This window comes from Chryseobacterium sp. T16E-39 (genome assembly GCF_002216065.1).
Taxonomy (GTDB): domain Bacteria; phylum Bacteroidota; class Bacteroidia; order Flavobacteriales; family Weeksellaceae; genus Chryseobacterium.
Map to the genome: position 1 here is coordinate 1,019,304 of NZ_CP022282.1, position 13,171 is coordinate 1,032,474.

At 35.3% G+C, this 13,171-nt stretch carries 15 protein-coding genes; 12 read left to right on the plus strand and 3 right to left on the minus strand.

All coding sequences use genetic code 11. The features are described from left to right. Positions 1-68: 68 nt before the first annotated feature. The 9 genes from CEY12_RS04425 (at position 69) to CEY12_RS04465 (ending at position 6,371) form a co-directional block, all read left to right on the plus strand. Positions 69-464: a VOC family protein gene (locus CEY12_RS04425; protein WP_089026536.1), complete on the plus strand. Its 396-nt coding sequence runs from the start codon at positions 69-71 to the stop codon at positions 462-464. Positions 465-659: 195 nt separating this feature from the next. Continuing rightward, positions 660-1,526 (plus strand): DMT family transporter, encoded by an 867-nt coding sequence (locus CEY12_RS04430; protein WP_089026537.1) that lies wholly within the window; start codon positions 660-662, stop codon positions 1,524-1,526. 298 nt (positions 1,527-1,824) lie between these two features. Further along, positions 1,825-2,703: a YDG/SRA domain-containing protein gene (locus CEY12_RS04435; RefSeq protein ID WP_089026538.1), complete on the plus strand. Its 879-nt coding sequence runs from the start codon at positions 1,825-1,827 to the stop codon at positions 2,701-2,703. Positions 2,704-2,811: 108 nt separating this feature from the next. Then, the gene (locus CEY12_RS04440; protein ID WP_089026539.1) at positions 2,812-3,129 is read left to right on the plus strand and encodes an ArsR/SmtB family transcription factor; all 318 of its coding nucleotides are present in this window, start codon (positions 2,812-2,814) and stop codon (positions 3,127-3,129) included. Positions 3,130-3,320: 191 nt separating this feature from the next. Then, positions 3,321-3,797 carry an SRPBCC domain-containing protein gene (locus CEY12_RS04445; RefSeq protein ID WP_089026540.1) on the plus strand — a complete coding sequence of 159 codons (477 nt, stop codon included), beginning with the start codon at positions 3,321-3,323 and terminating at the stop codon, positions 3,795-3,797. A 167-nt stretch (positions 3,798-3,964) separates the two neighbouring features. Further along, the gene (locus tag CEY12_RS04450) at positions 3,965-4,543 is read left to right on the plus strand and encodes a YdeI/OmpD-associated family protein (protein ID WP_089026541.1); all 579 of its coding nucleotides are present in this window, start codon (positions 3,965-3,967) and stop codon (positions 4,541-4,543) included. Positions 4,544-4,569: 26 nt separating this feature from the next. Further along, positions 4,570-4,998 (plus strand): DoxX family protein, encoded by a 429-nt coding sequence (locus CEY12_RS04455; protein WP_172821010.1) that lies wholly within the window; start codon positions 4,570-4,572, stop codon positions 4,996-4,998. 240 nt (positions 4,999-5,238) lie between these two features. Beyond that, on the plus strand, positions 5,239-5,796 hold the full coding sequence (locus tag CEY12_RS04460; RefSeq protein ID WP_089026542.1) for a GNAT family N-acetyltransferase: 558 nt from the start codon (positions 5,239-5,241) through the stop codon (positions 5,794-5,796). Positions 5,797-5,813: 17 nt separating this feature from the next. Then, the gene (locus CEY12_RS04465; RefSeq protein ID WP_089026543.1) at positions 5,814-6,371 is read left to right on the plus strand and encodes a DUF4256 domain-containing protein; all 558 of its coding nucleotides are present in this window, start codon (positions 5,814-5,816) and stop codon (positions 6,369-6,371) included. Positions 6,372-6,637: 266 nt separating this feature from the next. On the opposite strand, the gene CEY12_RS04470 is transcribed toward CEY12_RS04465, so the two are convergent. Then, a complete protein-coding gene (locus CEY12_RS04470; RefSeq protein WP_228409793.1) occupies positions 6,638-7,609 on the minus strand; it encodes a hypothetical protein in 972 nt (323 codons plus the stop codon). Positions 7,610-7,848: 239 nt separating this feature from the next. Between CEY12_RS04470 and CEY12_RS04475 the strand changes: the two genes are divergently transcribed. Then, positions 7,849-8,349: a hypothetical protein gene (locus CEY12_RS04475; RefSeq protein WP_089026544.1), complete on the plus strand. Its 501-nt coding sequence runs from the start codon at positions 7,849-7,851 to the stop codon at positions 8,347-8,349. 98 nt (positions 8,350-8,447) lie between these two features. Continuing rightward, positions 8,448-8,777, plus strand: coding sequence for a hypothetical protein (locus tag CEY12_RS04480; protein ID WP_089026545.1), 330 nt, complete (start codon positions 8,448-8,450; stop codon positions 8,775-8,777). A 49-nt stretch (positions 8,778-8,826) separates the two neighbouring features. Here CEY12_RS04480 and CEY12_RS04485 read toward each other — a convergent pair whose 3' ends face one another. Further along, positions 8,827-9,855, minus strand: coding sequence for a threonine aldolase family protein (locus tag CEY12_RS04485; RefSeq protein WP_089026546.1), 1,029 nt, complete (start codon positions 9,853-9,855; stop codon positions 8,827-8,829). An 85-nt stretch (positions 9,856-9,940) separates the two neighbouring features. Between CEY12_RS04485 and CEY12_RS04490 the strand changes: the two genes are divergently transcribed. Continuing rightward, the gene (locus CEY12_RS04490) at positions 9,941-10,594 is read left to right on the plus strand and encodes a metal-dependent transcriptional regulator (RefSeq protein ID WP_089026547.1); all 654 of its coding nucleotides are present in this window, start codon (positions 9,941-9,943) and stop codon (positions 10,592-10,594) included. 64 nt (positions 10,595-10,658) lie between these two features. Here the strand turns inward: CEY12_RS04490 and CEY12_RS04495 are convergent, their stop codons facing one another. Then, entirely contained in the window at positions 10,659-13,088 is a 2,430-nt protein-coding gene (locus CEY12_RS04495) for a TonB-dependent receptor (RefSeq protein ID WP_157676755.1), read from the minus strand. Between the last annotated feature and the right edge of the window lie 83 nt (positions 13,089-13,171).

Sequence of the window (13,171 nt, forward strand, 5' to 3'; positions counted from 1 at the left end):
CTTGTCTTATGGCAAGGCTTGTTGTGTATAAACCTGCTACCTTTATCCTAATCAAAAAATAAAATAATATGAAACCTAAAATGATCTGGTCAAATCTGGCCGTAGCTAATCTGGAACGCACATACCAATTTTATACGGACTTAGGATTTAAACCCAACGGTCCGCATACCTCTGATCAGTTGGTAAGTTTTTTCTTCGGTGAAAATGATTTTGTTATTCATTTCTTTCTGAAAAATATTCTGGAAACCAATCTAAAGCCCTTAGAATTCTGTGATACCCAAAAAGTTCATGAAATTGTTTTTACGCTATCCGCTGAAAGCAAAGATCAGGCAGACAGCTGGGCTCAGGAAGTTGAAAAAGCCGGCGGGAAAATTATTTCAGCTCCTCAAACCTTTGGAGATAATTATTATGGATTTACTTTTACTGATCCTGATGGACATGCCTACAATGTTTTCCATATGTAGAATAACCGAATATTATCCCTATATTTGATATAATATAATAAAAATATGAACCACTCGAGCTGTTTGCCTCCTCCAAGATTCTAGTATTTTCAAATTTATTTGAAGTATCTATCTGTACCGTTACATTTTTATCGGTTAGTTATTAGTGCTTCACATTCAATAAAATAACAAAGAATCTTATACAGCTTATTCTCAATGAAAAATTCATATGTATTATTACATCTGGCCGTTATTCTGGCTGGATTCACAGGTATATTCGGCAAATTAATCTCCCTTAATGAAGGCCTGCTGGTTTGGTATCGGCTTTTGTTTTCAGCCATCATTTTATTCCTGATCTTAAAACTGCTGAAAATCCGTTATATGGTTTCCAGCCGGGAAAAATTCAATATAGCCAAAGTTGGATTGCTTATTACCTTCCATTGGCTGTTCTTCTATGCCAGTATTAAATATGCCAATATCTCCATCGGTGTGGTTTGTTATTGCCTGACCAGCTTTTTTACGGCAATATTTAAACCGTTGATCGACAGGCAAAAATTTAAAATTTCAGAACTGGTTCTCAGTGCTTTTACACTCCTGGGAATCAGTCTGATCTTTCATTTTGATACTTCCTATCAGTTAGGAATTGCTTTAGGAGTTATTTCATCAGCAATTGGTGCATTATATACTATCTATAATCAACGATTGGCTCAAAATTATGATTCCAAAGTCATCAATTATTATCAAATGATTGGAGGAACTGTTTTTTTAGGGGCTCTCCTACCGGCCTACCTCTATTTTTTCCCTGTGGAAAGCATTATTCCAGGGATGAAAGATATGGGTTATCTACTTGTCCTGGCGCTTTTCTGCACCGTGGGATTATATGTTATTTTTGCTGAAGTTTTAAGGAAAATCCCTGCATTTACAGTGAACCTTACGTTCAATTTAGAACCTGTTTATGCTATTATAATGGCATTTTTATTCTTTAATGAAAGCAAACAGGTTAGTATCGCTTTTTATATAGGACTTTTACTGATCATCATTTCAGTGATATTGCAGACATGGATATCCATTAGAAAAAAATAAAATATCAAACCCTCTTTTAAAAAATTAAAAGAGGGTTTTTAATTTATGTTTAATAGACAGAAAGAATTCATGTATGAAGATTGTAACTGAATCCCGAATTTGTGGATTATGCTTAGCACCTAAAAACTATTTGTCATTATAAAAAACAGCCACTGTTTTTATGTTTATTTTTTTAACTTAAAATTTTATATTTGTTATTTATATACCATACAAACGTGCTAATATAAAATTCAGCAATATAAAATAAAGAAAGGATATTAATAATATAAAGGCCTTTTGAAAACCAGAACTAATAACAATGAGCAAACCAATTATATTTGGAGAAATAGATGATATTAAAGAGGGATATCAATTTGAAAAACGTAGCGAAATGCTACCTACAAGCTTTCATAGAAGTCTGCAAGCAGGTATCGATGGTAATGGAAAAGAAGGCGCAGCTGCAATTGTTTTATCTGGAGGATATGAAGATGATAAAGATTATGGTGATGAAATTATCTATACAGGAGCTGGTGGCAATGATCCTAATACAAAAAGGCAAATCAAAGATCAATCTTGGGAAACTAGTGGTAATGCGGGATTATTGACAAGTATGGATCAAGGCTTGCCTGTTAGAGTAATTAGAGGATTTAATCATAAATCTGAATTTTCGCCCGATAAGGGATATGTATATGGGGGATTATATAGTGTAACAGATGCCTGGCAAGAAGTAGGAAAAAGTGGTTTTAAAATTTGTAGATTTCATTTAAAATATTCTGGTGATAATTACAATCACAAAACACAAGAACAGTCAGAAATACAATTTATTAAATTAAATAAGGAAAGGAAGGAAACTATTGTATTACGAATAATCAGAGATACCAAAATTGCCTTAGAAATAAAAAAATTATACAATTTTAAATGTCAAGTTTGCCAAATAAGTATTCCAACAAAGCTTGGTCATTATGCGGAGGGTGCACATATAAAACCATTAGGAATGCCACATGATGGAGATGATCATAAGAATAATATTCTATGCCTGTGCCCTAATCATCATGTAATGCTTGATAAAGGTTCCTTTTCAATACAAGATGACTTCCAATTAATAGGTGCAGAAAATGGTAAATTGATTATGCATCCTGAACACAAACTTAATGTTTCAAACTTACAATATCATAGAAAAACATATGGTCACAATTAGAATAAAGATACGCTAATAACTTAATTATTCTAAAAATCAACAATTTATCATAAAAACATTTGCGTAGTTAAATAACTTCATATATATTTGTAGTCAAATAACTACACGATGAATTTAAGAAGAGATGTATTTCAAGCCATAGCAGATCCCACCCGAAGATCTATCCTCATGTTGGTAGCAGCTCAATCGATGACTGCGGGAGCTATTGCTTCCAATTTTGACACCGCCCGCCCCACTGTTTCCAAACATTTACAGATCCTTACAGAATGTGAACTTCTCACTCAGGAACAAAACGGCCGAGAAATGATATACCATCTAAATCCAAATAAAATGAAAGAAATCGCAGAATTTATAGAACCCTTCCGCAAAATGTGGGATGAGAGATTTAATAAATTGGAGGAAGTAATGAAGAACTATCAGGCTTAGAGATGTGAGATATGAGATACGAGGTACGGGATGCGAGGTGAGAGATACTGAACTCCCCTTTCAACCTCACCCGCAAACTCATAACTCATAACTCATGACTCATAACTCATAACTCATAACTCATAACTCTAGTACCCTCCCACTCTAAAACTCTCAAACCCGAACCTCGAACCTCGTAACACCCTAACCCCATGGAACCAAAAACAAAAATTAAAGCCAAAGACGGCAAACAGGAAATCTTTATCACCAGGGAATTTGATCTTCCTGTGCATCTGCTTTTTAAAGCGTACACTGAACCCGAATTGGTAGAACAATGGATGGGAACCAAAGTCGTAAAAATGGAAAACAAACAACATGGCGGTTACCGTTTTGAAACCTCCAACTCGCAAGGAGATGTGGTTTTCAGTGCCAACGGAACTATTCATGAAATTATTCCTGATCAGAAAATAACCCGGACATTCCAAATGGAAAACACTCCTTTTCCAGTTCAGATCGAGTATTTAGAATTTGAAAAATTAACGGATACTACAAGTAAAATTACGATCCAGACCATTTATAAATCTGTAGACTTCAGAGATCAACACCTGAAATTACCATTTGCTCAGGGGATCAATATGGCACATAATCGACTGCAGGAAACGGTTCAAAAGTTGAAAATTGAGAATTGAAAGTGGAAAGTTGGAAGTTAGAAGTTAGAAGTTAGAAGTTAGAAGTTAGAAGTTAGGCAAAAATAATAACTTGATCTACAGCCTCAAACTTCACAACGCCAAAACCCGAATCTCGCACCCCGTAACGCTAAAACCCTCAAATTCTCCCACTCTAAAACCCAACCACCATGAATCCAAAAACCGACTTTTTCTTCAACGACGCCGGCCAATGGCAGGAAGAATTTAAAAAATTAAGAACGATTGCCCTGAGTACAGAACTTGTAGAGGATTTAAAATGGGGATGTCCCTGTTATACCTATGAAGGGAAAAATATCTTTTTAATCCACGGATTTAAAGAATATTGTGCATTGCTTTTCTTTAAAGGAGCTTTGATGAAAGACCCGGACAACATTTTAATCCAACAATCAGAAAATGTACAGGCAGCAAGACAAATCCGTTTTACAGATCTGGAACAGATTAATGACCTGGAAAAAGTTCTTCAAGCTTATATGTTTGAAGCAGTTGAGATCGAAGAATCGGGAGTAAAAGTTGAAATGAAGAAAACCCGAGAATTTGAAATGGCTGAGGAGTTCCAACAGCAGTTGGATAAAAATCCTGCTTTGAAAGAAGCTTTTGAAGCATTAACTCCGGGACGTCAGAGAGGATATCTACTCCACTTTTCTTCACCCAAACAATCTAAAACCCGGGAATCAAGAATTGAAAAATGTATTCCACAAATTCTTGAAGGTAAAGGACTTAATGACTAAATACTAAACACCAAAACTATTATATTATGGAAACACAGACACAAACAACACAGATTCAAACACCAACACAATCTCAAAAAAGAAATAAGATCATTTATTGGATATTCACGCTATGGCTAGCATTGGGAATGGTATCCACTGCTGCAGTTCAGCTATTGAAAAATAAAGATGAAGTAGAAAACTTTACCAGTTTAGGATTCCCGGTCTACCTTATGACCATTATTGGAGTATGGAAAATTCTGGGTGTAATTGCCATATTGATTCCCAAATATCCATTATTAAAAGAATGGGCATACGCCGGATTTTTCTTTGTAATGTCCGGAGCGATTATTTCGCATCTTGCATCAGATCATAATTTTAGCAAAATATTTGCTTCATTGCTGCTTCTTGTTCTTACTATTATTTCATGGTATTTCAGACCATCAGATAGAAAAACTTTTTCATCAAATAATTAAATAAACTGTTCGTATTTTATTTAGTTCCTACAGATTTCAGGGATTATCCAGATTCTTCTTTATATTATTCATTAAAAAAGTCTGCTTAATCTGCATGGTCTGTGAGAAACAAAAAAATAATATCTTCACCTGCAGATTTAGCGGATTAAGCAGATCTTTATATGATACTTGCTATTTTAAAAAATCTGCTGAATCTGCAGGAAATAAAAAAATACTAAAAAGTATAAAGAAACATCACCAATGACCACAAAAGAAACAGAACAAAAAAACTATATTTTTCAATCTACCCGGCTGGGATTCAGGGATTGGCTGCCTTCAGATGTTCCAATAATGTCAAAAATCAATGCTGATCCAAGAGTAATGGAATTCTTCCCCGCCCTTCAATCCGAAAAAGAAACCATCGACTTTATTGAAAGAATGCAAAATCAATTGAAAGCAAAAGGATTCTGTTATTTCGCTGTCGACAAATTGGACACCAATGAATTCATCGGTTTTATAGGTCTTTCAGAACAAAACTTTGAATCAGATTTTACACCCTGTATTGACATTGGCTGGAGATTGCGAACAGAAGAATGGAATAAAGGTTATGCTACAGAAGGAGCAAAAAGATGTTTGGAGTATGCATTTAACGACCTTGCAATCAAAACAGTTAATTCTATTACTCCTTTGATTAATATAAAATCTGAAGCAGTTATGAAAAAAATAGGAATGGATAAGGTCAAAAATTTTATCCATCCCCGACTTCAGGATGCTCCGCATCTACAGGAATGCGTACTATATGAAATTCATCAAAATTAAATATCAACACTATTAATATGAATAAGAAAAAACTAACAGCTGAACAAACTCAGGAACTTTTAAAAGTTCTGAAAACCCGATTCGACAAAAATATGAATCGTCATAAAGATCTCAATTGGAATAAAATCCAAACAAAACTGGAAGCCCAACCTGAAAAGCTTTGGTCTCTGAACGAAATGGAAGAAACCGAGGGTGAACCTGATGTCGTAGGTCACAACAAAAAAACAGATGAATATATTTTCTTCGACTGCTCTCCTGAAAGTCCAAAACGAAGAAGCCTATGCTATGACTACCAGGCCTGGGAATCCAGAAAAGCCAATAAACCGGAAAGCAACGTCATTGACAAAGCTTCAGAAATGGGAATTGATCTTTTAACAGAGGATGAATACCGCCAGCTTCAGGAATTGGGAAAATTCGATCTGAAAACTTCAAGTTGGGTAAAAACACCATCTGATATCCGCGAAAGAGGTGGTGCCATTTTCTGTGACCGCCGTTATAACAGAGTTTTCATGTATCACAACGGTGCTGATTCCTATTATGCAGCAAGAGGGTTTAGAGGGAGTTTGAGAGTTTGAGAGTTGCGGGGTTCGGGTTACGAGATACGAGATACGCGATGCGGGTTTTGGTTTCGGGACGCGAGTTAGAAGTTAGAAGTTAGAAGTTAGAACAAAAGTAACAACTTGGATTACAACCATGAACACAACATATCAAAATATCAAAATCCCATAATTTTATAAATCTGGAACTCGAATCTACACCGAAATCAAGATCTCGAACCCTATAACTCTCCCACTCTAGAACCCTCAAACCTCGCATCTCGGAACTACCAAACTCTCTACTTTCAATTTTCAACTTTCAACTCCTTTAACCACGGTGATTCCACACTCCAGAAAATAATCTCCACTCCCAGATAATTCTCTGCATATTCTACAAATTCCTCTTTTGTAAAAGGTTTTTTTGTTTTAGGATTTTTATAAGTAAGTGTGGGTTCCTGTACTGCCATTGCGACTAATGGAAGCTTCCCTTTATACTGATTAAAGAAGGGATAAGAGTTTTTCATTTGAGCATTTTTATTCGGAACAATATCCGGGCCTCCCAGACCGATATTATTTTCTTTAGCAAATTTAAACAGCCTCGACATATACTGATGGTCATTCTCCCATTCACAAGGGAAAAAATTAACGTATTGCAAAACGTATGATTTTTTAAAAGCATTTCTTGCAAACTTCAGATTATCCAGTTCGGCTTGAAAATACCGGTCGCAGCTAAAACCTGTTTTATCTTTTTTCATATCGATATCTATAGAAGTTTCCGGCAGATTGATTCCCTGAACTTTTCCATCAAACTTTTGGGCCAATGCTTCTATTAACTTTTGAAATCTATTTCGAACCTCAGGGTTCCACTGTTGCGTAACCCACCCGTTTCCAACAGGCTTATTTTCACCGGGGTTATCATATTGGGGAACCAGTCCTTTATTATATTCCTTATCTTTTAAAATATAATCAGGAACATATCTCGCTTCCGGTTCAAAAAATCTATCCTGAAGCTGAATAAATAATTTTCTATCCAATGTGGTCAAATAATCGAGATCTTTTTCAATTCGTGAAAAATCGTAAACATCTTTTTCAGTCTCCAAAGATTTCCAATTATATACAATTTGCACTCCTCCGATATCTTTTCGTGTGATCAGTTTTTCAATATCATGGAGATCACCAGATGACGTATAAATATAATTTTGTGGTTTTTGGGATTGAAATAAATGAATTCCAAAGAAAATTAAAATAAGACAAAAGATTTTAAAACTTTTTTTCATAACAGATTTTTATTATCCTTTTATAAGCACTTTTTATGCCTAAATATATTTCCGCTGTACGATAAAATATTCACGGAAATATTTTTTAAGCGATTCTCAGTAATTAGAAAAAATATGATATACACAAGTATTTTGAAGACTTTTTTAATGAAATTTTATTTACATTAAATGTATCTTTGATTTAAATAGTTTGGTTATTTTAGCCAAATTGAAATTTGATTTAATATAATACTAAGGATATGAAAAAATTAATTGTATTGGGTTCATTATCATTTTTTTTAATGAATTGCAATAAAAAAGCAGAAACTGTAACTCCAAAAGTGGAAACAGATTCCACTGCGATCTCAGAACCGGTTGTCGACACTTTAGGAACTAAATCACTTTGTTACTTAGGAGTTATTGGGAAGGATAGTGTTTTCGCCTCTATTGATGATAACCTGGGAACAATTTCTGGTAAATTGACTTACAAAAATAATGAAAAAGACAGCTCAACGGGGGATATAACTGGCTTTAAATCAGGTGACACCTTAAAATTGACTTATGAATTCCAATCGGAAGGCTCCAAAAGCAAACGTGATATATTCTTCATTCAGAAAGGCAATACTTTGATCGAGGGAATTGGTGATCATAAAGAAGAAGGCAGTGAAAGTAAATATGCTGATGAAAAAAAGATCACCTATAAAGAAGGTCCAAAAATGGAGACAGCAGATTGTGCCGTCGTCTCAAAAGGGTTAAAATAAGCAGCCTGACCTATTATTCATAGGTTAATGAAATATTCTTGCATAGTATTTGCTATACAACCAGTCTATTTCAAAAAATTATTATAACCATAACAATTATGCAGACATTAATGTTCAGTCCATTTTCTAAGGACAAATTTATTGAAGACCTTAGAAGAATATTTCCTCAATATAAAATTCAGACCAGCTTTGGGACGTTACAGGTTCGTACCAGTGGTTTTACCATTACCGGAAACGTAAAAATAAATGCAGATCCTGAAACTGGTATGGTAAGTACCCAGACCAATAGTGATATAGCTATGATCTATTTCATTTTCAATTTCCCAATGGCTATTTATATCCGGATGAAAAAGGATAAGATCAAACGTCTTGAAGATGAAGTTGTTGCAGGAATAAAAACCATATTAAATCCGCATCATCAGGATTAATATTAAAAATAAAAACAGCTTATTAAAAGGCTGTTTTTTTTATAATTCTTTAATTCGTTTTTATGATTTGAATAAAATCATTCACTCCCTGATCAGGAGTATTCCAGGAAGTAATTAACCTGATCGCAGAATATTGATCGTCTATCTTCTTCCAGACATAAAATTCAAATTTCTCAGATAAAACCTCAATCAGTTCATTACTTAAAATCGGAAATATCTGGTTGGTATACGTCACAGAGAGAAAAGCAACTCCTCTTTCCTGTAAAGCATTTTTTATTTTCATCGCCTGTTGATTGGCATGTCTAGCAAGGTCAAAATAAAGATTATTTTTCATCAGTTCCAAAAACTGAATTCCGAGAAGTCGCCCTTTCGCCAGCAAGGCTCCTTTTTGTTTGATGTTAAAGCCAAAATCTTCCTGAAGAATAGGATTATTTATGACAATAGCCTCTCCTATTAAAGCTCCGTTTTTAGTTCCTCCCAAATAAAAAACATCTGTTAGCTGAGCGACTTTTTCTAAAGTCAAATCACTTATTTCAGCTGTTAAACCATGCCCTAATCTTGCGCCATCCATAAAAAGATATAAATTTCTCTCTTTACAAAATGCAGACAATTCCTCAAGATCCCGTGCTGTATAAATTGTTCCTAACTCTGTCGAATTAGAAATATATACCAATTTTGGCATTACCTGATGGGGAACATTCGTGTGACTTTCCAGAACTGGGATGATATCTGACGGCCTTAATTTTCCATCCGCTGTTTCAATACTTAAAACCTTATGGCCTGTTGCTTCAATGGCGCCGGTCTCATTATTCAAAACATGTCCGGTAGAAGCGGAAATTGCTGCCTGATAAGGTTTTAGGATCGACGAGATAACAATAAGATTGGCCTGTGTTCCGCCTGAAACAAAATAGATAGCACAGTTTTTATTTCCTGTTTTCTCTCTGATCAGTTCCTTAGCCTGTAAAGAATATTGATCTTCTCCATAACCTGCTTCCTGTTCAAGATTTGATTGTAAAAGTGCTTGTAATATATTAGGGTGACACCCCTCTGAGTAATCGTTTTTGAATGAAAATTTCATAGAACAAAATTAAAAAAAATGAAAACAACAAGCATAAAATTTCAATAATATTTTGTTAGATTTGTAGTTAAAATCATCTAACATTTTGAAAACAACATTAACAGAAGAAAATTATCTGAAAGCTTTGTTTCATTTGGTTGATAATGAAGGGAAAGTAACGATTAACGAGTTGAGCAAATTTTTAAATGTAAAAATGCCGAGCGTTAATAACATGATGAAAAAATTTGCAGAAAAGAACTGGGTCATTTATGAAACATACAAGCCTTTAAGGGTCACTGAAAAAGGTAAGCGGGAAGCTGCTTTGGTAGTGCGTAAACACAGGCTTACAGAAATGTTCCTGGTTAAAAAAATGAACTTCGGCTGGGAAAATGTGCATGAAATTGCAGAGCAGCTGGAACATGTACATTCACAGGTATTTTTTGACAAAATGGACGAAATTCTGGATTATCCGAAATTCGATCCCCACGGGGAGCCCATTCCTGATAAAGACGGTAATATCATCGCACAGGATCTGCAAAAATTAAGCAGTTGTGAGGTGGGTGAAACGGTAGTTTTTGCTTCTGTCACTCTATCTGACGATGCTTTTCTAAGCTATCTCACCGAAAGAAAGCTCCTCCTGAACACTAAAATCAAGATCATTAAAATTGAAAGTTTCGACAAGTCCATCACAATAGAAATTGAAGGAAAAAAAGAAGTTCTCAGCAAAAAGGCAACTGAGAAAATACTTGTAAAAAAATAGATACAAAAGGTGGCTCAGATTCTCTAAGCCACCTTTTTTTAAAAAAAATAATCAATACTTAAGATTAAAAAGGAACAATAAGCTTTAAGGATATGTTCCTTCCCATATTATACATATTTCCTAAATACTTTAACCTGCTAAGATGCGACTGGTAGGCACGATCAAATACATTACTGACCTGAAGTAAAAGAGTCGCGGAATGGTTTTCAGAATAATTGAGAGCAACTGAGGTCCCAATATTAAATAATGTATAATCCCTTGTTGCCGTTTCTGTATCATTCAGCCCTAAATATCTGTTTTGTGCTCCCGAAAACTCGACTTCTGCTGTAGGAGTAACTGATGAAATAAATTTTGATTGCGTAGATATTTTCTGAGAAATGGTACTGGATACTTTTACAGGAGAAATCAATGGAAGGTATTCACCATTATTCCCTTGATTTTTAAACATTTTTTCACGGTTGAATCCATAAATAAGGGATAGACTTGTCTCAAAATTAAATCCCTTCCACTTTTCAGGATGCAGGGACAACCAGGCCTCCATTCCATACAGCTGGGCCGAAGACTGCTGGTACTGATATGTTTTGTTTCCCTGTGGATCTACAATTGGATTTCCATTCCCATCCAAAAGTAATGACAGATAGATATAATTCTGAATATTATTGTTAAATAAGCTTACATCTGCTGAGAAATCCTTGAATCGGGTACTGATTCCCAGATCTTCCTGTAATGAAAACTCAGGATTAAAATCCCTGTTTCCTTTATAAATAATATGAGCCCCCGGATCCAATCCATTGGAGCCGATCTCTGTGATATTGGGCGCCCTGTAACTTCTTCCGATATTGGCTTTAAGGCTTATTTGTTTTGATAATTGAAACGTAGAACCTATACTGGCAGACAATCCTCCGAAAGTTTTGTTATAGGAAGGGAATCTAAGTTCTGTATTTGAAGATGCCTGTGCTGCATGTTCTTCAAACTGCGTCAGCGGATTGGTCTGTACGTAGAAATTATTCCAACTGATATTTCGGATATCATAACGCACACCACCGCTTACATTGAGTCTTTTATATTTCCATTTAGCATAAACGTATGCACCACCTTCACTCAGATCATAATCAGGGATAGGAAAGTCTGTAGCTGATTTATTGGTATTATTTTGAACCATTCCGTTAACGCCTGTGGAAATTTCAACAGATGAAAATTTTGGAAAATTATAACGTACTCCATAATTTAACGTATTCAGTCTTACATACATCCCTGGCTGTGAAGGTAAAGTTGGATGATTGTATTCTCTACGGATATTTTGCTGTAAAGCCAGTTGGACATCCAGGTCTCCTTTTCCGATCTGCTGACTGTGTTGCGCATAAAGACGATAATGCTGAATTCGCTGGTGTAAGGGAGAAAGTGCATATGAATTAAGTTCCCTATCTGAAACAACAGGTCTTTTTTCAATATCATCATCATCGCCCTCTCCTACCTGATACGTAAATTTTCCGGTCTTTGGATCACGGCTGCCATCTGGTATTCCCTGTAGATTATCATACAGGGTAAAGTTGATCTTTGAAAAGCTGGTATTTGTTTTACGTCCTAAAAGAAAAGAAAGATTCTTTTCCTCAAAATTAGTATTATATACCCTGCCATCCACGGAGTTTCTATAGTTTTTTGCCATTCTGTAAGACCCGTTAAATGCCGCTATGAAAGCATTTTTTTTGTAGCCCAACTGCATTCCATTTCCTATGAGGTTATTATTTCCCTGGTATTCACTTGTTATTTTTCCATGAACAGTACCATCATCCTGACTTGGGATATAAGGAAAAAGGCTAACTACTCCCGCCAGTGCATCGGATCCATACATTAAACTTGCAGGCCCTTTTATCACTTCAGCACGTTCAACAATATAGGGAGCGACTTCTATTCCATGCTCATCTCCCCACTGCTGCCCTTCCTGGCGCACTCCATCATAAAGTGTCAGGACACGGTTATAGCCCAGTCCTCTGATAAAGGGTTTGGAAATATTGGGTCCCGTTTCCACCACACTCAGGCCTGGAGCTGATTTCACCAAAGAGCTGATAATGTTGGTTGCCACTGCTTTTTCGATCTGCTTGGAAGAAATACTGACGATTGCAACAGGGTTTTCTTTAATTAAAGTTTCCTTTGAAACTCCTGTTATAACGACTTCATCAATTTTATTACTATCTCGGATGAGTACAATATTAGGAACTACGATATTCTTTTTCTCTACGGAAATTTCCTCTTCAAATTCTTCATATCCTTTAGCTTTAACTAAAAGTCTGTAGTTTCCCGGAACCAGATTTTTGATTATATAATGACCATTTTTATTAATGGTCGTTTTCGTCGGTGTATCTTTAAGCATTACTTCTGCACCCGGGCTGCCTCCATTTTCAAAAAGTACCATTCCTGTTACTTCTGCGTTTTGACCGTTTACCATTGAAATCATAAAAATAGCAAATGCTGATAGCATCAATCTCAATTTCATATACATTAAGGTTTTTATTAAGCTGTATTAAATTTTAAAAAGTGAGTATTAGTAATTACTAAAGCAAAAGTATTAAAAAAAAC